This is a genomic window from Promicromonospora xylanilytica, from assembly GCF_054782895.1.
On the sequence record NZ_BAAGRP010000003.1, the window covers coordinates 32,703 to 55,448 of the forward strand.

Below are 22,746 nucleotides of genomic sequence, written 5' to 3' on the forward strand. Positions count from 1 at the left end.
GTCGCGGTCTGCCGGCGGGTTAGAGGATTCTCATCCGTGTCGGGGGGCTTTGGTGGGTGGCGGCTGCGAGGATTGCCGGGTGAGCACGCATCTCGACCTCCTGACCGGTGACGCCGCCGCGGGTCTTCTCGACGCCGCCGTGGCGACGGCCGGCGGCGAGCTCGTGGACTGGCGGGTGCGTCAGGTGGACCATCGGCCCGGCTCCACCACCACCGTCGCGTACCGCGCGACGGTGCGCTGGGACGGCGTGGAGCGGTCCGAGACGCTCGGCGCCAGCGTGGGCCGCGCGAGGGACGGCCGCAAGCCGGGCGTGGTCACCCTGTCCGACGGCGACGCGACGGTCGCCGTGTGGCGGTTCCCCGGCGACCCGGCGCTGCCCGCCCTGCCCCGCGCGTTCAACCCCACCGCCGTGGAGGAGCTCCTGGCGGGCCTCGGGGTGGGCCCGGCGGAGCGCGCGCACCCGGATCTCAAGGTGCGCGCGTACCGGCCGACCCGGCGCGCGGTCATCGAGGCGCGGGCCAGGGGCGCCCGCGTGTTCCTCAAGGTGCTGCGTCCCCGGAAGGTCGCCGACCTGCACCAGCGGCACACGCTGCTGTCGCGGGCGGGGCTGCCCGTCCCGCGCCCGCTCGGCTGGTCCGACGACGGCCTGCTCGTGCTGTCCCCGCTGCACGGTACGGAGATGCGCTCCGCCGTGCGGGACGGGGGCTCCATCCCGTCGCCGCGCGAGGTGCTCGACCTGCTCGACCGGTTGCCGTCGGAGGTGCGTGACCTGCCCAGGCGGCCCGCGTGGAGCGAATCGGCCGAGCACTACGCCGGCGTCATCGGGGCGGCGCTGCCCGCAGAGGCGGGGCGGGCCGCGGACCTGGCCGGTGCCGTCCGTTCGCGCCTCGCGGAGCGCGGTACGGGGGCGGACCCCACGCACGGCGACCTGTACGAGGCGCAGATCATGCTCACCGACGGCCGCATCACCGGGCTGCTCGACGTCGACTCCGCTGGTCCCGGCCACCGTGCCGACGACCTCGCGTGCCTCGTCGCGCACCTGGACGTGCTGTCGCTCGTGCACTCGCCCGACGCCGCGCAGGCCACGTACGCCGCCAGGATGCGCCGGCTCGCCGTGGGCTACGCGGAGGGGTTCGTCGCCGCGCCCGGCGGTCGCGGTGCGGACCGGAGCGACCTGTCCGCACGTGTCGCCGGGGTGCTGCTCTCGCTGGCCACCGGCCCGCACCGGGTGCAGGAGCGCGGCTGGCAGGCCGCTACCTCGCGTCGGCTGGACGTCGTGGCCCAGTGGCTCGACGGGTCGAGGCTCGCGGCGTCCGGTACGGGGCGAGCATGAGCCTGCGCCGGCCGTCCGTCCGGGCCAAGGTGGTGACGGTGGTCGTGGCGGTGACCGCCATCGGGCTGCTCGCGACCGGCCTGCTCACGCATGCGATCCAGTCGCAGCAGATCATGGACGACATCTCCGAGGACTTCGACCAGGAGATCCGCGAGCTGCAGCAGCTCGCGGAGAACGGCGTGGACCCGGAGACGGGCGGCGAGTTCCACGGCGCCGGACGGCTGATGAGCGTCGCCATGGAGCGGAACGTCCCCGGCACCAACGAGATGTTCGTGAGCTACCTGGACGGCAGGCACCAGCAGTCGAACCCGCCCGCGATGGGCCGGTTCGTCGAGGAGAGCGAGGCGGTCCAGGACGCCGTCGAGAGCCTCACGCCGACGTCGGAACGGACCGTCCAGCGCGAGATCGACACGGAGATCGGGCGGGTGTGGTTCGTCGTCGTACCGGTGACGGTGCCCGACCGGGACGAGGTGGGCGCGTACGTGATGGCGTCCGCCCTGGACCGGGCGCTCCGTGCGGAGGCCGACGTCATGCGCACCTACGCGATCGTCTGCAGCGTCGCGCTGGTGCTGCTCGGGGTGTTCGCGTGGCTCGTCGTGAGCCGTCTGTTGCGGCCGCTGCGGCAGCTGAGCTCGACCGCCACCCGGGTGACCGAGACGGACCTGTCCCAGCGCGTCCCCGTGGCGACCGACGACGACCTCGGCGAGCTCGCCGGCGCGTTCAACACCATGCTCGACCGCTTGTCGACGGCGATCGAGACGCAGCGCCAGTTCCTCGACGACGCGGGGCACGAGCTCCGCACGCCGCTGACCGTCCTGCGGGGCCACCTGGAGGTGCTCGACCCGGACGACCCGGAGGACGTGCGCGAGACCAGGGACCTCCTGCTCGACGAGACGTCCCGCATGGGGCAGATCGTCGAGGAGCTGGTCCTGCTCGCCAAGGCCGAGCGGGCGGACTTCGTCTCACCCGTGCCGATGGACCTGGGCCGGCTCACCGACGACATGCACGACAAGGCCCGCGCGCTCGGCGCGCGGCGCTGGGTCGTGGACGCGCGGGCCGACGCCGAGGTGGTCGCCGACGGCCACCGGCTCACCCAGGCGGTGCTGCAGCTCGGCGACAACGCGGTGAAGTTCACGGGGAGCGACGACGAGGTCGGCATCGGCACGCAGGTGGTCGAGGGGGCGTCCGGACGCCAGGTGCGGCTCTGGGTGCGTGACACCGGTCCCGGCGTGCCGTCGGAGGAGGCGGAGCGCATCTTCGACCGGTTCGCGCGGGGCAGCACCACGGGCGGGGTGTCGGGGTCGGGCCTGGGTCTCGCGATCGTGCGAGCCATCGCGCAGGGCCACGGCGGGGACGTGGTGGTCGAGCGGTCGGACGGCGGCGGGGCCCGTTTCGTGATGACCTGGCCGGCCGACGGCGAAGTCGCACGGGGCCCCCGCGAAGCACCGCATCGCAGCGAGGACACTTCGCGGGGTGAGGGCGGAGCGGTGCCGTCCGGCACGCAGCCCACGGCGCGGAGCGCGGCGACGGAGGAGACACGTTGAACCAGATCCTGATCGCGGAGGACGAGGAGCGCATCGCGCAGTTCGTGCGCAAGGGGCTCAAGGCGCACGGGTTCCAGCCCACCGTGGTGTCGGACGGCGCCACCGCGCTCGCCCACGCGATGTCCGGCGGCTACGACCTGATGGTCCTGGACATCGGGCTGCCCGTCCTCGACGGGTTCACGGTGCTGCAGCGCCTGCGTGACGTGGGCTCCACGCTGCCGGTGGTGATCCTGACCGCGCGTGACTCGCTGTCCGACCGGGTGGCGGGCCTGGAGGGCGGCGCCGACGACTACATGTCCAAGCCGTTCGGCTTCGACGAGCTGCTCGCCCGGATCAAGCTGCGGCTGCGGCGTGCCACGGGGGAGGCTGCGCCGTCGGACCGGCTGGAGCACGGCGACGTCGGGCTGGACCTGCGCACGCGCACCGCGACGGTGGCCGGGCGCGAGGTGGAGCTGTCGGCGCGGGAGTTCGCGCTCGCGGAGGTGTTCCTCCAGCACCCCGGTCAGGTCATGTCGCGGGAACAGCTGCTGTCACGGGTCTGGGGCTACGACTTCGACCCCGGCTCCAACGTGGTGGACGTGTACGTGCGCTACCTGCGCAAGAAGCTCGGTGCGGACAGGATCGAGACGGTGCGCGGGGCGGGCTACCGGTTCAGGGGCTGACGGCGGGGCCGGGCACGGCGTCCTGGAGGCACATGAGAGGCGTCTCATCCGGCTCTCCTCGTCGCCTCATCCTGGCGACGCATGCTGGTCTGCAGGAGGCACCCGGACGGGGTGCCGCGAGACCGGAGGTCACTGAGATGAACCCCTCGACCATGAAGAAGCGCTGGGCCATCGTCGGGGCAGCCGCGGTGATCGGCGTCGCCGGTGCGACCACGGCCGCTGCGCTCAACGACCCGGCCCCACGGGCGGAGTCGTCCGCCGCGGTGGCGCTGGACTCCTCGGCGCCGTCGGACGGGGGCGCGGGCGCCGCGACCGCCGACCCTTCGCCGGAGTCGGCGGACTCCCCGAACGAGTCTGCGCGCGACACCCCCGGCTCGGCCCAGTCGGCCGACTCCCCGGGTGACGCCAACTACGACCCCTCGCCGGAGTCCGCGGACTCGCCGAACGAGTCGGCGCAGGACACCCCGGGCTCGGCCCAGTCCGCTGACTCGCCGGACGACTCGAACTACGTGGACGACCAGGACGACGACACCCCGAACGACCGGGACGACGACCAGGACGACGACGGGGACGACGACTGACCGCTGCGGGGGTTCTCGCCGCGCGAGCACGGGGCCAGGTGGTCGGCGGCGGCCGACCACCTGGCCCTTTTGCCGTGAAATGCGCACAAACTTGTCACTCGTCCCGCTTACACTGCGCGCGTGACCCGTACCCACCATCGGCCGCGGATCGCGATCTGCGGCATGGCCATCGAGTCCAGCACGTTCTCCCCGCACCGCTCGGGCTGGGAGGCGTTCACCCTTCTGCGCGGCAACGAGCTGGTCCGGCGGTACCCGTTCCTCCGGGACGGCGCCCCCCTGCGCAGGGAGGCCGAGTGGGTGGGCGTCCTGCGGGCGGCCGCCCTGCCGGGTGGGGCCGTCCCGACCGACGTGTACGAGGCGATCCGCACCGAGATCGGCCTGGCCCTCGAGGCGCAGGGCCCGTTCGACGGCGTCCTGCTCGACGTCCACGGCGCCATGGCGGTGCTCGGGTACACCGACGCGGAGGCGGACCTCGTGCGCGCTGTGCGCGCCGCCGTCGGGCCGGGCTGCCTGGTCTCCGCCTCCACGGACCTCCACGGCAACGTGTCGCGGGACCTGGCCGCGGCGGTCGACCTCATCACCTGTCACCGGATGACCCCGCACGAGGACGACGACGAGGCACGCGAGCGCGCGGCCACGAACCTGCTCCACCGGATCGACGGGGCGGGCCGGCCCCGCAAGGCGTGGGTACCGGTCCCGGTGCTGCTGCCGGGGGAGAAGACGAGCACCCGGCACGAGCCCGCCCGGGGCATCTACGAGGACGTGGCGCGAGTCGGCGCGCTGGCGGGCGTGCTGGACGCCTCGGTGTGGGTCGGTTACGCCTGGGCGGACGAGCCACGCTGCCGGGCAGCCGTCGTGGTGACGGGCGACGACGACGAGCTCATCTCCCGGGAGGCGGAGCGCCTGGCCCGCCGGTACTGGGAAGCCCGTGCCGAGTTCGACTTCGTGACCCCGGCGGGTACCTACGAGGAGTGCCTGAAGGCCGTGCTGGCGAGCGACGCGCGGCCCTTCGTGCTCTCGGACTCCGGCGACAACCCCATGGCAGGCGGCGCCGGCGACGTCACCTGGACGCTCGCCCGGCTCCTGGCGGAGCCGGTCTTCGCCGTACCGGCAGAGGCCGGCGGCCGGAGCGCCATCTACGCGTCGCTGCCCGACCAGGCAGCCGCCCGCGCGGTGGCGGACGCGGGGGTGGGCGCGGTCGTCGAGGTCGAGGCGGGCGCTCGGGTCGACGACGGCCCGCGTGGTCCCGTGACGCTCCGCGGCGTGGTCGAGCACGTACGCGTCGACGACCCCGTGGCGGGGACTGTGTGCGTCGTGGCGGCCGGCGGGCTGAAGGTCGTCCTGACCGAGCGCCGCCGGCCGTACCACCTGGAGTCCGACTTCACCGCGATCGGCCTGGACCCGCGCGGCACCGACGTCGTGGTCGTGAAGATCGGCACCCTCGAGACCGAGCTGTACGACATGGCGGAGGACTGGATGCTCATGCTCACCCCGGGCGGGGTGGACCAGGACCTGCTCCGGCTGCGGCACACCGCTCTGGGCGGACCGGTCCACCCGTTCGACGGCGACGAGTCGTTCGGCGAGGGCCCGGACCTGACCCCGACCCTTCTCTGACGGGTCAGTCCGTCACAGCGGGCCCTGGAACGTCGCGCAGCCACCGGCGGGGACGAACCCGAGCGCGACGTTGATCGCGAGCATGTGCGGGTTCTCCTCGTTGTTCCAGGTGTAGATGCGCCGGGACCCGGGCCGCAGCCGTGCGTGCTCCCGCAGGTTCACCGCCTTGACCAGCATGCCGAGCCGGTGCCCGCGGTGCGCCTTGAGCACCACGGTCGCCTGCTGGTCCGTGTGGTCCGGCTTCTGGGCGTTCCACAGCAGCATCGTCATCGCGACGAGCCGGCCGGTGGCCACGTGCTCGGCGGCCGTCACCACGTACTGGTCGCCCTTCGCGGCGATCGCGGCTTCCTCGCCACGGATCCGCTCGGCGTCCCAGACCTCGGACTCCATGTCGAGCCCGCCGCGAGGCTCGTCGTCGGAGAGGGCCTGCTCCAGCGCGGCGTACTGCTCGATCCACGCCTCCGGCGTCGGCGCGGACCACGTGTGGATCCGGTACGCGTCGCCGGCGGCGGCACGGGACTCGGCCTCGAACCGCTCCACCGTCTCCGGCACGACCGGCAGGTCGACCCGCGAGCGGCGCTCCACGATCTGCAGGTCCAGTCCCTGCTTCCGCGCCAGGAGGACCCCCGGCAGGCCGGCCGCGACGTGCCCGTTGCCCGACCCCGGGACCAGCACCTCACCGTCGGGCTGCTCGGCGCCGAAGTCGACCGGTGCGACGACCGACGTACGGCCCTCCGCACGGGCCGTGGCGCGGAGCCACTCCGCCAGCGCCGTGCCGATGCCCTGCCTGCGGTGCTCCGGGTGCACGACGATCAGGCCGATCGCCAGCTCCCGGTTCGAGCGCACCTGAAGGTTCAGCACGGCGTTGCCCACCACTTGCGGACCCTCGGGCGTGTCCACGACGGCGAGCCGGCGCAGCCTGCGTACGTAGTCCTGGTTGTTCAGCGCGACCATGATGGCGATCGCGGTCGGGGCGGAGTCCGCGTTGCCGAGGTCGGCGAGCTCAGCGGCCGCGTGCAGCTTCGCCATGCCGTGGTACATCCACGCCTCGGGGTCGTCGAGGGAGGAGATGCGTGGCACGTCCATGAGCCGCCACGCCGACGTCGTCGGGGCGGGCGCTGCGGAGGGTGAGGTCATGGCCCCAGCGTGCTCTCCCGGTCGGCCGGCGCGCACGGCTTTTTCGCGGCGCCGCCGGTAGCGTGACCGCATGACGAGGAAGCCGCGCGGCGGCACCGCACCGGCACCCGCGGCGATCGTCCGGAGGCTCACCCTCGACCAGAAGGCGCGGCTCCTGTCCGGCGCCTCCTTCTGGACCACGGCCGAGGCGCCGGGAGTTCCGTCGGCGTACCTCGCGGACGGCCCGCACGGCGTGCGCAGGCTCGCCCCCGACGTCGGGGACATCGAGGGCGCCGTCCCCGCCACGTGCTTTCCGCCGGCCGTCGCGCTGGGCAGCACGTTCGACGTGGACCTCGTCCGGCGCGTGGGCGAGGCGGTGGCCGCCGAGGCGCAGCGGCGCGACGTCGACGTCGTGCTCGGCCCGGGCATCAACATCAAGCGCAGCCCCCTGTGCGGGCGCAACTTCGAGTACGTGGCCGAGGACCCGCTGCTCGCCGGCGAGATCGGCGCGGCGCTCGTCGACGGCATCCAGGGCAACGGTGTGGCGGCGAGCCTCAAGCACTTCGCGGCCAACAACCAGGAGACGGAGCGCATGCGCGTCTCCGCCGACGTCGACGAGCGCACGCTCCGCGAGATCTACCTGCGCGCCTTCCAGCGCGTGGTCACCAGGGCACGCCCCGCGACGCTCATGTCGTCGTACAACCGCATCAACGGCACCCACACGGGTGAGGACCGCCGCATCACCACCGACATCCTGCGGGGCGAGTGGGGGTTCGAGGGGCTCGTCCTGTCCGACTGGGGCGCCGTCCACGACCGGGTCGCCGGCATCCGCGCTGGCCTGGACCTGGAGATGCCCGCCGCCGGCGAGGGGCGCGTGAAGGAGATCGTCGCGGCCGTGCGATCGGGCGCCCTCGACCTCGCCGACGTCGACCGGTCGGCCACCCGGGTCGTCACCCTGGCGCTCCGGGCGCAGGCTGCGCGGACCGCGCGGGACGGGGTGGCGCCGCTCGCCGAACGCGGCCACGACCCCGAGGCCTGGCATGACGCCGCGCACCACGCGCTGGCGCGGGAGGCGGCGAGCCGTGCGGTGGTGCTGCTCAAGAACGACGACCGGCTGCTGCCGCTGGCGCCGCAGACCCGCCTCGCCGTGATCGGTGAGCTCGCCCGCACGCCGCGCTACCAGGGCTCCGGCTCGTCCCAGATCGTCCCGACCCGGCTGGACGACGCCCTCTCCGCCATCGAGGACTCCGCCACCGACGTCGTCTTCGCGCCGGGCTACGAGCTGGCGCCGACCGGCCGGAAGCGCTCGGCCGGCCCGGTCGGCAGGCTCGGGAGACGCTCTGGCGGTGCCCCGGAGACCCTGGCCGCCGAAGCGGTGGCCGCGGCCCGCGACGCGGACGTGGTGCTCTTCTTCGCGGGGCTCCCGCAGTCGGCGGAGGCGGAGGGTCGCGACCGCACGGACATCGAGCTCCCGGGCGCCCAGCTCGACGTGCTGCGCCGGGTGCTGGCGGTCAACCAGCGCGTGGTCGTCGTGCTGTCCAACGGTTCGGTGGTCCGCCTCTCGGGTTTCGCGGACCAGGTGCCCGCGATCGTGGAGGGCTGGCTGCTGGGCCAGGCCGGTGGCGCAGCGCTGGCCGACGTGCTGTTCGGGCGCGTCAGCCCCTCCGGGCGCCTGGCCGAGACGATCCCGCTGCGCATCGAGGACACCCCGGCCTGGACGAGCTTTCCCGGTACCGGCCTGCACGTCACCTACGGCGAGGGCATCTACGTGGGCTATCGCTGGTACGACGCGCGCGACCTGCCCGTGCAGTACCCGTTCGGCCACGGCCTCTCGTACACGACGTTCGCCTACTCGGGGCTGCGGGTCTCGACGGGCGCTGACGGTGGGAAGGGTTCGGCCGGCGGCAAGGGATCGGCCGGCGGCGGCCTCACCGTCCGCCTGACCGTCACCAACACCGGCGAGGTTGCCGGCCGCGAGGTCGTGCAGTGCTACGTGTCCGTGCCTGGCTCCCCGGTCCCGCGGGCCCCGCGCACGCTCGCGGCGTTCGCCGTGGTCGACCTCGTGCCGGGCGAGTCCCGCGAGGTCGAGCTGGCAGTACCCCGTGACGACCTCGCGTACTGGGACGTCCGCGTCGACCGGTGGCGGGTCGAGGGCGGCACCTACCGGGTCGAGGTCGGCGCTTCCAGCCGGGACCTCCGGGTTTCCGCCGACGTGGAGGTGTCGCCGGACGTGGTCGTCGTGCCGCTCACCGTCGACTCCTCGCTGGGCGAGGCGATGGCGCACCCCGTCATCGGACCGACGGTCACGGGCATGCTGCAGGGAGCAGGCCTGTCGGACGACGTCATGGTCATGACCAGGGCGATGCCCCTGAGTCGCCTTGCCTACCAGCCGGGCTCGGGCGTGACCCACCAGCAGATACGGCAGCTGCTGCACGTCGCGAACGGCACCGGTGGCCCCATCACCCGGGCCGCGGGCAAGGTGCTCGGCCTGGCCGGCCGCCTCCGCAAAGCGGTCAGAGCTTCTTCTGCAGCGCCGCCTCCGCGCCCGAGGGGCGGAAGCCCAGCGCCACGTTGATGCCCAGCATGTGCGCGTTCTCCTCCGCGTTGAAGGTGTGCACCCGCTCCGTCTGGGGGTAGCGGGCGGCGAGCTCGCGCAGGTTGACCGCCTTGACCAGCATGCCGAGCCGGTGCCCGCGGTGGGACTTCACCGCGATCGTCTCCTCCTGGAACACGAACGCCGGCTTGCCGTCCTGCAGCAGGAACGACGTGCCGGCTGCGATCTCGCCCGACGGGATGTGCTCCACGAGGGTGGTCAGCAGGCGCTGGCCGCTGTCGGCCCTGTCCCGGAGGTAGACCCGCACCCGCTCGGCGTCCCACGTCTCCTCGCCGAAGTCGAGCTCGCCCTGCGGCACGTCCGTCGACATCCGCGTCATGAGCTGGGCGTATCCCTCGTGCCACTCCTCGGGAATGCCTTCCCAGGTGTGCGTCCGGTAGTCGGCTCCGGCCTTGGCCCGCGCCGCGGACTCGAGGGCCGTCAGCTTGTCGGGGTCCACCGGCAGGTCGAGCCGCGACATCCGCTCCACCTGCTCGACGGTGTACCCGCGGTCGAGCGCGAACCGGACTCCGGCGGTGTCGGCGGGCAGCCGTCCGGCGCCGGTGGCAGGCACCAGCGCGTCCTCGTCGTCGGCGGCCTCCCGCGGTGCCAGCGACCAGCTGAAGAACGTGGTCCGCCCGAAGTCGGCGGCAGCCTCTTCGGCCCGCGCCGCGAGGGCCGTGCCGATGCCCTGCCGGCGGTGGTCCGGATGGACACCCACGTAGATGTCGGCGGTGTGCGTGTTGTCCTTGAGCGCCATCGCGAGGAACGAGAAGCCGACGACGTCGGCAGCGGTCGGCGCTCCGCCGTCGGGGCGGTCCAGGATCGCGACGAACCGCTGCTTGCGGGAGTACTCCTGGTGCAGCATCCCGCTGACCATCTGCCGCGCCGGGCGGGCGAGGTCGTCGTAGCCGAGATTCGCGGTCTCCACCGCCCGGTCGACGGCAGCCATCCCGTGGTATGCCCATGCGTCAGGGTGGTCGGCGGACGGTGCCGCCGCCACCTCGAGAACGCGCCACGTCGCGGGTACCGGCGTGGGCCCGGTGGGGGAGGTCATGTCACCAGGGTGCCCCGGTCTGCCGTCGCGGGGCGAGCTTAATTCGGCAGGCCGGGACGTTGCGGCTACGCGGCGGGCGGCGGAGCCGTGCTCGCGCGTTCGACGAGCCGGGTGGGTAGCCGGATGTGCTCGCTGGTGGTGGTGCCCGACTCCAGCATCCCGATGACCATGCGCAGGGCCTCGGCGCCCATCTCGTGCAGGGACTGGGCGATGGTGGTCAGAGGCGGGGTCGACGCGGCGGCTTCCGGGATGTTGTCGAACCCGATGACCGAGAGATCCTCCGGCACGCGCAGGCCCAGCTCCTGGGCCACCTGGAGCACGTGGATGGCCGACAGGTCGTTCGCCGCGAAGACGGCGGTCGGTCGGTCAGGCCGTTCGAGCAGGTCGTGCGTGGGGCGGTCGGACCGGTCGGGGCGGTATCCGCCCTCGAGCACCAGGCTCGGGTCCGGCGTGAGGCCCGCGGCGGTCATCGCCTCGACGAAGCCCAGCTCGCGCAGGCGGGCCGACTCCAGGTCGGCGCGCCCGCCCAGGTAGCCGATGCGCGTGTGGCCGAGGCCGATGAGGTGCTCGGTGGCGGTGCGGGCGCCGGCCAGGTTGTCGGAGTCGACGGTCGCCGGTCCGGTGGGGCCGGTGTGCGGGTCGATGGCGACGATGGGGACGCCCTCGTGCACAGGGAGCGCGAGCGTGGGCGTGACGATCACGACGCCGTCGATCAGGGTGCCCGCGAGACGGGAGAGGGAACGGCGTTCCCAGCCCACGTGGTCCGAGCGCCCGGCGTCGCCGCAGTAGGCGAGCAGCTCGTAGCCCGTGCCGTCGATCGCGGCGGAGATGCCCTTGAGCAGCTCCGTGCTGAACGGCTCGAACTCGGCCACGAGCACGCCGATCACGTTGGTCTGCCGCCGCCGCAGGCTGCGTGCGACGAGGGACGACTCGTACCCGAGGTCGGCGACGACCCCGAGCACCCGTTCCGCGGTGGCCGCCGCCACGCCGTACCGGCCGTTGACCACCTTGGACACGGTGGCGACGGAGACGCCGGCGACCCGGGCGACGTCGGTGATGGTGGCGCGGCCGGTCGCACGTTCCTGGGTGACGAGAGGTTCGGGGGTCTCCGGACCGCTCGTCACGCTGTCACCCGGTCCGGCGGTGGACCCGGGTGAGCCTGTCCCACTGTGCACGACAGTGAGAGTACCCCGGGCAACCGGCTGTGTCTGGCGGGCCCGGCCGTTTCGAAATCGATATCGAAACCGATTGACGAAAGGGTGGGCCGACTGCCACGCTCCTGACTGACGGACCTGTCGTCCGTCAACCGGCAGCCTCCTGCCGACCGTCGATGACGACTTACAAGGGGTTCCACAATGATGAGGAAGATGCGCGGAGCGGCGCTGGTCGCGCTCGGCAGCACCGTCGCGCTGCTCGTGTCCGGCTGTATCGGATCCGGTTCGGGGCAGAACGACGGCGGCGCGAGCGAGAACGCCGACGCCCAGGAGTTCACCTGGTGGCACAACTCGAACGGTGGTGACGGCGAGGAGTACTACGCCCAGGTCGCCGCCGACTTCGAGGCCGAGACCGGCGCGACGGTGAACATCCAGGCCATGGAACACCAGGACATGCTGACCAAGCTCCAGGCGGCGTTCCAGTCCGGTGACCACGACCAGATCCCGGACGTCTACATGAGCCGCGGCGGCGGCGAGCTCGCCGCCGAGGTCGAGGCAGGCCTCGTGCGTGACCTCACCGAGGACTCCGCCGACACGATCAGCACGGTCTCGAACTTCACCGACCAGTACACGGTGGACGACAAGGTCTACGCGCTGCCCTACTCCATCGGCCTCGTCGGCTTCTGGTACAACAAGGAGATCTTCGAGGAGGCCGGCATCACCGAGGTGTCGCCGAGCCCCACCATCGAGGAGTTCAACGGCTACGTCGACAAGCTGAAGGACTCCGGGGCCACCCCGCTGGCCGTCGGCGCGGGCGACAAGTGGCCCGCCGCGCACTACTGGTACTACGGCGTGGTCCGGGAGTGCCCGTACGAGACGGTCGAGGCCGCCATCGAGAGCGCCGACTACTCCGACCCGTGCTTCATCAAGGCCGGCGAGCACGTCGAGGACATCATCGGCCAGAAGCCGTTCAACCGCGGCTTCCTCACCACGCCGGCGCAGACCGGCCCGACGTCGGCCTCCGGCCTGCTCGCTACCGGCAAGGTCGGCATGGAGCTCGCCGGCCACTGGGAGCCCACGACCGCCAGCGACCTCACCGCGGACGGCAAGGTGCCCGACTTCCTCGGCTGGTTCGCGTTCCCGACCTTCGAGGGCCAGGGCGGCGACCCTGTCGACCAGATGGGCGGCGGCGACGCGTGGTCGGTCTCGTCCGCGGCGCCCGACGTGGCGGTCGAGTTCGCCAACTACCTCCTCACCGACGAGGTTCAGCAGGGCTTCGCCGAGCGCGACATGGGCCTGCCGACCAACCCCGAGGCGACCGGCTCGCTCACGAACGAGACCCTCGCGCAGCTCATCCCGGTGCGTGACGGCGGTGGCGTGACCCAGCTCTACCTGGACACCCGCCTCGGCCAGTCCGTCGGCGGTGCCATGAACGACGAGATCGCCCTGATGTTCGCCGGCGAGTCCGGCCCGCAGGACGTCGTCGACGCCATCCAGACCGCAGCAGAAGCGGAGCAGTGAGCCGGTGACCGCAACAGCAGCCAGGGTCGGGCGTGACAGGGTCAGCCGTGCAAGGGTGGGCTCGGCGTGGCGCAAGCGACTCGAGATCGCGTTCTTCGTCACGCCCGCCCTGGCGCTGTTCGCACTCTTCGTGATCTGGCCCATCGTCACGGCGGTCCAGCTCTCGGTGTTCCGTTGGAAGGGGTTCGGCCCGCTGACCGACTTCGTCGGGATGCGGAACTACCTGACCGTGCTGAACGACGACGTCTTCGTCGACGCGGTCGTCCACAACCTGATCATCGCCGGCGGGTCGATCCTGCTGCAGCTGCCGCTCGGCCTGGCCATCGCGTTGCTGCTCAACCGCAAGATGTGGGGCCAGGGTCTCCTGCGCACCATCATCTTCGTGCCGTACGTGCTGGCCGAGGTCATCGCTGGTGTGGTCTGGTTCCAGCTGCTGCAGCCGCAGTACGGCGTGATCGACAACCTGCTCGGCTCGATCGGGCTGGAGGCCCCGGAGCAGGGCTGGCTCGGTGACCCCGACCTCGCGCTGTGGACCGTGCTCGTGGTCCTCACCTGGAAATACCTCGGGCTGGCCGTGATCCTGTTCCTCGCGGGCCTGCAGAGCGTGCCGGACGAGCTGTACGAGGCGGCCCAGCTCGACGGCGCCACGTGGTGGCAGGTGCAGCGCAGGATCACGGTCCCGCTGCTCGGCCCGACCATGCGCACCTGGGCGTTCCTGTCGATGATCGGCTCGCTCCAGCTCTTCGACATGGTGTGGATCCTGACCGGTGGCGGCCCCGCCAACTCCACGACCACGATGGCGACCTACCTCATCAACCAGGGCACCCAGAGCCAGAACTTCGGTATCGCGGGGGCCGCCTCCGTGGTCCTGTTCGTCATCGCGCTCATCATGGCCGTCCTCTACCAGCAGTTCGTCCTGAGCCGGGATACGCAGCCCGACGTCGTGACGCGAAAGAAGAAGACGAAAAAGGTGATCCGGTGAGCGCTTCGAACGCGCACGTCCTGATGCGCGCCCCCAGTACCCGCGGCCGGACCCGGAAGGGCCGCTCCTTCGGGGGCGGCAGCCCGCTCGTCTACGCGATCTCCCTCGTGGTGGTGGCGCTCACCCTCGGGCCGGTGCTCTACGGCGTGCTGGGTGGTTTTCGCACCAACGCGCAGATCGCGGAGGACCCGTCGGGCCTGCCGGCCCCATGGGTGCTCGACAACTACGTCGGTGTGCTGACGGGTGCCAGCTTCTGGCAGTACGCCCTCAGCTCGACCGTCGTCGCCGTGCTGACCACGACGATCACCGTCGTGTTCGGGGTGATGGCCGCCTATCCGCTGGCGCGGTACGAGTTCAAGGGCCGCGAGGGGCTGTTCATGGTCTTCGTGGTGGGCCTGCTCTTCCCCGCCACCGTGGCGATCGTCCCGCTGTTCATCCTCATCACGCAGAACCTGCAGCTGGGGAACACGTGGATCGGCGTGGCGCTGCCGCAGGCGGCGTTCGCCCTGCCCGTGACCGTCGTGATCCTGCGCCCGTTCCTCGCCGCGCTCCCGAAGGAGCTCGAGGAGGCGGCGCAGCTCGACGGCACGTCCCGGATCGGCTTCTTCTGGCGCATCCTGCTCCCGCTCTCCGCCCCGGGCCTGGTGACGGTCGGCGTGCTGGCCTTCGTCGGGTCGTGGAACGCCTACCTGCTGCCGCTGCTCCTGCTGCAGTCGGAGATGCGGACGCTGCCGCTCGGCGTCGCCGACTTCTCGTCGGAGCACTCTGCCGACACGGCGGGCGTGTTCGCCTTCACGACCCTCGCCATGATCCCCGCCCTGGTGTTCTTCCTCGCCATGCAGAAGCGCATCGTCGGCGGGCTGACGGGAGCCGTCAAGGGCTGAGCAGCGCGCGGTCCGCCGCGCAGGGGTACCGCCGCGGGGCGGGTCACGTTTCAAGCAGGGCTGACAAGCAGGTCGAGAAAGGATTTCAATGACGGAGCTGCCGGTGGCAACTCGGACGACGCCCGAGGTGTCGGAGCGCGTGCGCGCGCTGCACGCACAGATGACTCTCGAAGAGAAGCTGGCACAGCTGGTCGGGTACTGGCTGGACCAGGGCGGCAACGTCGTGGCGCCCATGCAGGGCGAGATGGCCGGTGGCCAGGCCTCGTCGCTCCCGGAGATCACGAAGAACGGGCTGGGGCACTACACCCGCGTGTACGGGACGCGGCCGGTGGACCCGGTCGAGCGGGCCGCGTGGCTCTGGGGCGAGCAGCGGAGGCTGAAGCGCGAGACGCGCCTCGGCATCCCCGCCCTGGTGCACGAGGAGTGCCTGACGGGTCTGGCGGCCTGGCAGGCGGCGACCTTCCCGACGCCGCTCGCGTGGGGTGCGTCGTTCGACCCGGACCTGGTGGCCGACATGGGCAGGGTCATCGGTGAGTCCATGCGCGAGCTGGGCGTGCACCAGGGGCTCGCACCCGTGCTCGACGTCGTCCGCGACCCCCGCTGGGGACGCGTCGACGAGTGCATCGGAGAGGACCCGTACCTCGTCGGGACGGTCGGCACCGCCTACGTCCGCGGGATCCAGGGCGCCGGTGTGCATGCGACGCTCAAGCACTTCGTCGCCTACTCCGGGTCCAAGGCCGGGCGCAACCACGCCCCGGTGAGCGCGGGCCCGCGCGAGATCGCCGACGTCTACCTCCCGCCGTTCGAGATGGCGGTGCTCGACGGCGGGGTGCGCAGCGTCATGGCGTCGTACAACGACGTCGACGGCGTGCCCATGCACTCGTCGGGCGAGTACCTCACGGACCTGCTCCGCGAGAAGTGGGGATTCGACGGCGTCGTGGTCGCCGACTACTTCGGTGTCGCGTTCCTCAACGTCATGCACGCCATCGCGGCGGACCGGGGCGCCGCCGCCGCCGCGGCGCTCGAGGCCGGCGTGGACATCGAGCTGCCGTCGGGCGACGCGTACCTCGAGCCGCTCGCCGCCCTCGTCATGGACGGGACGGTCCCGATCGAGCTCGTGGACCGGTCGGTGCTGCGCGCGCTCGAGCAGAAGGAGGAGCTCGGTCTCCTGGAGCCGGACGTGTACGAGGACGCGCCGCCCGCCGTGGTCGACCTGGACTCGCCCGAGCACCGTGAGATCGCCAGGCGACTCGCCGAGGAGTCGGTGGTGCTGCTGGCGAACGACGGGGTGCTGCCGCTCGGTGCGTGGCACGACAAGCCGGCCCGCGTGGCGGTGATCGGGCCCAACGCCGCCCGTCCCGAGGCGCTGATGGGCTGCTACTCGTTCCCGAACCACGTACTGGCGCACTTCCCGGGCGTCCCGACCGGCTTCGACATCCCGTCCGTCGCCGACGCGCTGGCCACGGAGTTCGACCGCGCGGGCCTGCCTGCTCCCGAGCTCACGTTCGCGCAGGGATGCGCCGTCGAGGGCGACGACACCTCCGGGTTCCCCGAGGCCGTCGCCGCCGCGGAGGCCGCCGACGTCGCCGTGGTCGTCGTCGGTGACCAGGCCGGGCTGTTCGGCCGGGGCACGGTGGGCGAGGGCAACGACAGCGAGTCGCTGGAGCTGCCCGGGGTCCAGCGCGAGCTCGTCGAGGCGGTGCTCGCGGCGGGCAAGCCCGTCGTCATGGTGCTGATCACCGGCCGCCCCTACGCGGTGGGCTGGGCGCTCGACCCCTCGGGCGACGGGGCGGCCAGGCGGCCCGGCGCCGTGCTCCAGTCGTTCTTCCCCGGCGAGGAGGGCGGCACAGCGCTCGCCGGCGTTATCTCCGGCCGGGTGAACCCCTCCGGGCGGCTGCCCGTGTCGCTCCCGCGTTCCACGGGATCGCAGCCGTACTCGTACCTGCACCCGATCCTCGGCGGTGCCTCCGAGGTGACGGCGACCGACTCGACCCCGCTGCGTGCCTTCGGGTTCGGCCTGTCGTACACGACGTTCGCGCGCGAGCTGGTGTCCGTCGACCCGGCCGTCGAGGCGGGCGGCACGTTCAGCGCCGTCGTGACGGTGACGAACACCGGCGAGGTGGCGGGGTCCGACGTCGTGCAGCTGTACGGGCACGACGTGCACGGGTCGGTCGCGCGGCCCACGGCGCAGCTCCTCGGGTACCACCGGGTCACGCTGGAGCCGGGGGAGTCCGTGACGGTCACGTTCGCCGTGCCGACCACTCGCCTCGCGTTCACCGACCGCAGGATGGTGCGTGTCGTCGAGCCGGGAGACGTCGAGGTGTGGGCCGGCGCGCACGCCGCCGACAGCGTTGTCAGGGTCGTGGCGGAGGGCATCGCTGACCTGAACGAGCCGAACGACGCCCCGGACCAGGTCGACGACGCCGCCCCGGCAGCCCGCAAGGTGGTCACGATCACGGGCGACGTCCACGAGGTGACGACGGCGGACACCCGCTGGGTGGCCGTGACGACGACTGCCTGACCCCCGATCGTCGAGTGCTGGGCATCTGCGGGCCTCGTGGCCGCTACGGCGCGGACACCCAGCACTCGACGGGCCGGTGCGGTGGGAGGATGGGCCGATGCGCATCGACGTCTGGCTGTGGGCGGTGCGACTGACCAAGAGCCGGTCGGTCGCCGCCGACCTGTGCCGCAGCGGCAGGGTCCGGATCAACGGCAAGGTCGCCAAGGCCTCGGCATCCGTCGCCGCGGGCGACCGCGTGACGTGGCGCGACCCGCTCAGGGACCGGGACATCGAGGTCGTGGAGCTGCTGCCCAAGCGGGTGGGCGCCCCGATCGCGGCCAAGGCGTACCTGGACCACAGCCCGGCGCTGCCCGCCCGCGTCGAACGGGAGGCCGTCGGTCTGCGCGACCGGGGCACCGGGCGGCCGACCAAGCGGGAGCGGCGCGAGATCGACAGGCTGCGGGGACGAGGCAGCGGTTCCTGAGATTCACCCGGGTGAGTTATCGGTGTTTTGACGGTCTGACCCGGCGGCAAACGCTACTTTCGCGGCATATCCCTGCCCCGTGCAGGTTCAGCGCGCCTCGATCAGCCGGGCGCCCCAGCCTGGAGTATCGATGCATCGTCGAAACCGTCGTCCCGGGGTCCTGGCCTCGGCCATCGTCCTGACGTTCCTGGCAGTACCCGGCCCCGCGCAAGCAGCTCCTGAGCCCGTCCCCACCCCCGATGCTCATCCGGGCAGCGGCACAGCGCTCGGCGCACCCGGCGCGGTGGACCCGGCGGACAAGATCACCCCGGCCGCCACCAGGGCCTTTCAGGCCCGGGGTGCCACCGACTTCTGGCTGCGGTTCGACGACGACGTCGACCTGGGCGCCGCAGAGGCGATCACCAGCTGGGACGAGCGGGGCGAGCACGTGTACCGGACGCTGACCGCTGCGGCAGAGGCCGCGCAGGAGCAGGTGATCGCGGAGCTGGAGAGATCAGGCACCGAGTACACCTCCTACTGGGCGACCAACGCGATCCTCGTCGAGGACGGCTCCCTCGACCAGGCGGTCGAGCTCGCGGCCGACGCTGACGTCATGGAGGTCCGTCCGACGTCGCGGCACGTGCTCGAGGAGCCCGAGACCACCGACGCCGTGGCACCGCTCGCGGCGGCGAGCTCGACCTACGGCATCGACGCGATCCGTGCCGACGAGATGTGGGACCTCGGCTTCACCGGAGACGGCATCGTGGTCGCAGGCCTCGACAGCGGCGTCGACCGAGGCCACCCGGCGCTGCGCGCGCAGTATCGCGGCGCGACCACCGGAAGCAGCTACAACTGGTTCGACGCCGCGGGTACGGGCTCCGACTCGCCGTACGACGACGACGGGCACGGCACCCACACCATGGGCACGATGGTGGGCACCGACGACGGCTCGACGAACATCGGTGTAGCCCCCGGCGCGCAGTGGATCGCGACGAACGGCTGCGCGTACGACTGCTCGGACGCCGCGCTCGTCGCCTCCGGCCAGTGGCTCCTGGCGCCGACGCAGTGGACCGGCGCCAATCCCGACCCGGCCATGCGCCCGCACGTCGTGAACAACTCCTGGGGCATGTCCCGGACGAGCGACCCGTTCATGGAGGACGTCATCGCCGCGTGGGAGGCGGCCGGCATCTTCGCCTCGTGGTCCAACGGGAACGACGGCTCCTGGGGCTGCGAGTCGTCGGGTAGCCCGGGCTCGAGGCAGGCGTCCTATTCGGTCGGCGCGTTCAACTCCGCGGGCGCCATCGCCGCCTTCTCCTCGCGCGGTCCCGGCCAGAGCGGCACCGTGAAGCCCGACATCGCCGCACCCGGTGTGGCCGTACGCTCCGCGGTACCGGGTGGTGCGTACGAGGTGTGGTCCGGCACGTCCATGGCCGCACCGCACGTCGCGGGCGCCGTCGCGCTCCTGTGGGACGCGGTTCCGGCACTCGTGGGCGACGTCTCCGCTACCCGCGCGATCCTGGACGAGTCGGCGCGGGACGTGGGCAACACCTCCTGTGGCGGCACCGCCGACGACAACAACGTGTGGGGCGAGGGCAAGCTCGACGTGCGCGCCGCCTATGAGCTCACGCAGGAGCAGGCGTTCTCCAGCACGCCGGCGCCCGAGATCCAGGGCACGCCGAAGGTCGGGGCGACACTGACCGTCGAAGCGCCGGCCTGGGAGCCGGCTGCCAGGTTCACCTACCAGTGGCGACGTGACGGCGACATGATCTCCGGCGCTGACGGCGCCACGTACGTCCCGCAGGGCAGGGATGCCGGAACTCGGATCACGGTGACGGTCGTCGGGTCGGCCGCCGGCCGTCTTCCCGCAACGGCGACCAGTGAACCGACGGCGGTGGTGGCACCGGGCGCCATCAAGGCCACCAACCCGGGTATCAACGGGGCCGTGCGGGTGGGCAGCACGCTGCGCGCGCTGTCCGGCTCGTGGACGTCGGGCACGCGGTTCAAGTACCAGTGGAAGGTGAACGGGGCCGCGATCTCCGGCGCCACCGGGTTCACCTTCGTGCCGCGGTGGTCCGACCGGGGCAAGCAGCTCACCGTGACGGTCACCGGTACACGCGCCGGATACGTCGGCGCGAGCAGGACCAGCGCCGCCAAGGCGGTCGGCTTCGGGGTGTTCGCGCAGGGGCGGCCTCGCGTCGTCGGTCAGCCCGCACCAGGTGCCACGCTCAGGGTGTCCGCACCGCCCTCGTCGCCGTCGGCCACGACCACCTCCTACCAGTGGCGGGTGGACGGCTGGCCGCTCCGCAAGGCGACCAAGTCCTCCTTCGTGATCCCCTCGACGTGGAAGGGCCGCAGCATCTCCGTGTCGGTGACCCGGAAGCGGGCCGGATTCACGACGAAGACGGCCACCTCGACGGGCCGGACCATCGGCACCAGGTTCTCCGCCGTGCCGAAACCGCGGATCGTGGGCACCAGTCGCGTCGGGTCCACCGTCCGCGTCAGCACGGGGACATGGCGTCCCGGGGCCTACCTCACCTATCAGTGGTATTCGAACGGCGTGCCGATCTCCGGCGCGACCGGCACGAGCTACCGGATCGCCGGGCAGCATCTGGGCAAGAAGCTCACCGTGGTGGTGACCGGCCGCAAGGCCGGCCGTGCGACCACCGACTCGGGCAGCGCCGCCGTGCCGGTCTACCGGCCGAGCACCACGATCCCCGCCGACGCGTGGTTCTTCGTCGGGTCTGACAGCGTGCCTGCGGCGACGTACACGGCTCAGGGCGGGTCGCGGGACTGCGTCTGGGAGCGGCTGAACGGCGCGGACCGGGTACTGGGCGGGGACTACGGGTCCGGGCAGCGCGTCGTCACGGTGCTGGGCACCGACGGCTCGTTCCGGTCGCAGGACTGCGGTACCTGGGTCAAGCACTATGCGGGCATGACCAAGCGGCGGATGAACACGCCGAAGAACGGTGTGTACGTGCTGGGCGACCAGCTGGAGCGCGGCACCTACATGACGCCCGGTCCGGCCACAGCCGGTGGGACCTGCTACTACGGCTTCATCAAGGCGTTCACCGGTCTGGCGGACCGCTCCCACCTCGCCGGCCACCGCATCGTCGACGAGGCCACGACGATCACCATGCCGTCGACGGCCAAGGGCTTCGAGACCAGCGGTTGCTACTGGTACCGCGTCGGCTGACGCACCGTCCGCCGTCGCTCCGGCTCACCACCAGTGGCCGGCGCGGCGGCGCGATAGCGTCGCCCGCATGACGACCGCAGCCCGCCTCACCGCACTCCTCGAGAAGCACCCCGTCTGGGACGGCCACAACGACCTCCCGTGGGCGCTCCGTGAGCAGTCGTCCTACGACCTCTCCGCGCTCGACATCGCCCAGCGGCTCACCACCACCCACACCGACCTGCCGCGCCTGCGCGACGGGGGAGTCGGCGCCCAGTTCTGGTCCGTCTACGTGCCCGCCCAGCTCCAGGGCGGTGCCGCCGTGACCGCGACGCTCGAGCAGATCGACTGCGTGCACCGCATGGTCCAGAAGTACCCGGACACGCTCCGGCTCGCCCTGACCGCCGACGACGTCGAGCAGGCATGGCGCGACGGGCGGATCGCCTCCCTCATGGGCGCCGAGGGCGGCCACTCCATCGACGAGTCCCTCGCCGTGCTGCGCATGCTGTACGCGCTCGGGGTGCGCTACATGACGCTCACGCACAACGACAACGTGCCGTGGGCCGACTCCGCCACCGACGACGAGGTGCTGGGCGGCCTCTCCCCGTTCGGCGAGGACGTCGTGCGCGAGATGAACCGCCTCGGCATGCTCGTCGACCTCTCGCACACGTCGGCGGGCACCATGCGCCACGCGCTGCGCGTCACCTCGTCCCCGGTCATGTTCAGCCACTCGAGCGCTCGTGCCGTCTGCGACGTCCCGCGCAACGTGCCCGACGACGTCCTGGGCGCCCTCGCGACCAACGGCGGCGTCTGCATGGTGACGTTCGTGCCGCAGTTCGTGTCGCCCGCCGTCGCCGCCTGGCGGGCAGAAGGCGCCGAGGCAGCCGCCGCCGAGGGGATCAAGAACACCGACATCGGCGCGTTCGAGCCCTTCATGCGGCAGTGGCGGGCCGGGCACCCCCAGCCGCGCACCACGCTGTCCGACGTCGTCGCCCACGTCGAGCACGTCCGCGAGGTCGCCGGCGTCGACCACGTCGGCCTGGGCGGCGACTACGACGGCACGCCCAGCCTGCCCGAGGGGCTCGAGGACGTGACGGGATACCCGGCGCTGCTCGCGGCGCTCGCGGACAACGGCTGGTCCGACGCCGACCTCGGCAAGCTGGCCAGCGGAAACATGCTGCGCGTGCTCCGGGAGGCCGAGCGCGCGGCCGCGCCGACCGGACGCTGACTCAGCCCCGGACGCCGGCTCAGCCGGGGAGCTGGACCACCTTGCGCTGGAAGCCCAGTGCCACCTTCTGCAGGGACTCGAGCGGCTCCTGCTCGTTGTGGTAGCTGATCTGCCGCAGCATCGAGCCGGACGAGGCGAGCAGCGCGACGATCACGTCGCGCGCGTCCTCCCGCGTCTCGAGCGCCTCCTGCAGCAGGTCCTGGACGTGAGGTGATCTGAGACCGTCTTCCTCGGGATCGAGCAGAGCTGTCAGGAGCGCAATGGACAACGAGCTTCCGTGGATGCTTGCCATGGTGGTCTCCCCCCGTCGGGGCCCGGGGTTCCCGGGCATCAGGCACCCGCGGG

The 22,746-nt window shown here is 72.2% G+C and carries 17 protein-coding genes; 13 read left to right on the forward strand and 4 right to left on the reverse strand.

Annotated elements, in window-relative coordinates:
- Positions 1–79: 79 nt before the first annotated feature.
- The 5 genes from ACYVK7_RS03740 to ACYVK7_RS03760 all read left to right on the forward strand — a co-directional run bounded on the left by ACYVK7_RS03740 (position 80) and on the right by ACYVK7_RS03760 (position 5,734).
- A complete protein-coding gene (locus ACYVK7_RS03740) occupies positions 80–1,333 on the forward strand; it encodes a phosphotransferase (RefSeq protein ID WP_460886343.1) in 1,254 nt (417 codons plus the stop codon).
- A complete protein-coding gene (locus ACYVK7_RS03745; protein WP_460886344.1) occupies positions 1,330–2,877 on the forward strand; it encodes a sensor histidine kinase in 1,548 nt (515 codons plus the stop codon). The genes ACYVK7_RS03740 and ACYVK7_RS03745 overlap by 4 nt, the downstream gene beginning before the upstream one ends.
- The gene (locus tag ACYVK7_RS03750) at positions 2,874–3,539 is read left to right on the forward strand and encodes a response regulator transcription factor (protein WP_460886345.1); all 666 of its coding nucleotides are present in this window, start codon (positions 2,874–2,876) and stop codon (positions 3,537–3,539) included. Before ACYVK7_RS03745 ends, ACYVK7_RS03750 begins: the two co-directional genes overlap by 4 nt.
- 137 nt (positions 3,540–3,676) lie before the next feature.
- Positions 3,677–4,120, forward strand: coding sequence for a hypothetical protein (locus ACYVK7_RS03755; protein ID WP_460886346.1), 444 nt, complete (start codon positions 3,677–3,679; stop codon positions 4,118–4,120).
- Positions 4,121–4,240: 120 nt separating this feature from the next.
- The gene (locus ACYVK7_RS03760; protein ID WP_460886347.1) at positions 4,241–5,734 is read left to right on the forward strand and encodes a M81 family metallopeptidase; all 1,494 of its coding nucleotides are present in this window, start codon (positions 4,241–4,243) and stop codon (positions 5,732–5,734) included.
- 12 nt (positions 5,735–5,746) lie between these two features.
- Here the strand turns inward: ACYVK7_RS03760 and ACYVK7_RS03765 are convergent, their stop codons facing one another.
- Positions 5,747–6,871 (reverse strand): GNAT family N-acetyltransferase, encoded by a 1,125-nt coding sequence (locus tag ACYVK7_RS03765; protein WP_460886348.1) that lies wholly within the window; start codon positions 6,869–6,871, stop codon positions 5,747–5,749.
- A 70-nt stretch (positions 6,872–6,941) separates the two neighbouring features.
- Here ACYVK7_RS03765 and ACYVK7_RS03770 point away from each other — a divergent pair, with 70 nt between their 5' ends.
- On the forward strand, positions 6,942–9,425 hold the full coding sequence (locus ACYVK7_RS03770; protein WP_460886349.1) for a glycoside hydrolase family 3 C-terminal domain-containing protein: 2,484 nt from the start codon (positions 6,942–6,944) through the stop codon (positions 9,423–9,425).
- Here ACYVK7_RS03770 and ACYVK7_RS03775 read toward each other — a convergent pair.
- Together ACYVK7_RS03775 and ACYVK7_RS03780 are read right to left on the reverse strand one after the other, a co-directional pair.
- Entirely contained in the window at positions 9,364–10,500 is a 1,137-nt protein-coding gene (locus ACYVK7_RS03775) for a GNAT family N-acetyltransferase (protein ID WP_460886350.1), read from the reverse strand. The genes ACYVK7_RS03770 and ACYVK7_RS03775 overlap by 62 nt on opposite strands.
- Before the next feature lie 65 nt (positions 10,501–10,565).
- A complete protein-coding gene (locus ACYVK7_RS03780; protein ID WP_460886351.1) occupies positions 10,566–11,624 on the reverse strand; it encodes a LacI family DNA-binding transcriptional regulator in 1,059 nt (352 codons plus the stop codon).
- A 234-nt stretch (positions 11,625–11,858) separates the two neighbouring features.
- On the opposite strand from ACYVK7_RS03780, the gene ACYVK7_RS03785 reads away from it, so the two are divergent.
- The 7 genes from ACYVK7_RS03785 (at position 11,859) to ACYVK7_RS03815 (ending at position 22,401) form a co-directional block, all read left to right on the forward strand.
- The gene (locus tag ACYVK7_RS03785; RefSeq protein WP_460886352.1) at positions 11,859–13,175 is read left to right on the forward strand and encodes an ABC transporter substrate-binding protein; all 1,317 of its coding nucleotides are present in this window, start codon (positions 11,859–11,861) and stop codon (positions 13,173–13,175) included.
- A 4-nt stretch (positions 13,176–13,179) separates the two neighbouring features.
- Positions 13,180–14,157, forward strand: a complete 978-nt coding sequence (locus ACYVK7_RS03790; protein ID WP_460886353.1) for a carbohydrate ABC transporter permease — start codon at positions 13,180–13,182, stop codon at positions 14,155–14,157.
- Positions 14,158–14,180: 23 nt separating this feature from the next.
- On the forward strand, positions 14,181–15,041 hold the full coding sequence (locus tag ACYVK7_RS03795; RefSeq protein ID WP_460886563.1) for a carbohydrate ABC transporter permease: 861 nt from the start codon (positions 14,181–14,183) through the stop codon (positions 15,039–15,041).
- Positions 15,042–15,129: 88 nt separating this feature from the next.
- Positions 15,130–17,562, forward strand: coding sequence for a beta-xylosidase/alpha-l-arabinosidase (locus ACYVK7_RS03800; RefSeq protein WP_460886354.1), 2,433 nt, complete (start codon positions 15,130–15,132; stop codon positions 17,560–17,562).
- 97 nt (positions 17,563–17,659) lie between these two features.
- Complete coding sequence (locus ACYVK7_RS03805; protein WP_460886355.1) at positions 17,660–18,025, forward strand: RNA-binding S4 domain-containing protein; 366 nt, start codon at positions 17,660–17,662, stop codon at positions 18,023–18,025.
- A 130-nt stretch (positions 18,026–18,155) separates the two neighbouring features.
- Entirely contained in the window at positions 18,156–21,197 is a 3,042-nt protein-coding gene (locus ACYVK7_RS03810; protein ID WP_460886356.1) for a S8 family serine peptidase, read from the forward strand.
- Positions 21,198–21,264: 67 nt separating this feature from the next.
- A complete protein-coding gene (locus tag ACYVK7_RS03815; protein WP_460886357.1) occupies positions 21,265–22,401 on the forward strand; it encodes a dipeptidase in 1,137 nt (378 codons plus the stop codon).
- Between the two features lie 19 nt (positions 22,402–22,420).
- Here ACYVK7_RS03815 and ACYVK7_RS03820 read toward each other — a convergent pair whose 3' ends face one another.
- Positions 22,421–22,693, reverse strand: a complete 273-nt coding sequence (locus ACYVK7_RS03820) for a hypothetical protein (RefSeq protein ID WP_253870913.1) — start codon at positions 22,691–22,693, stop codon at positions 22,421–22,423.
- Positions 22,694–22,746 lie beyond the last annotated feature (53 nt).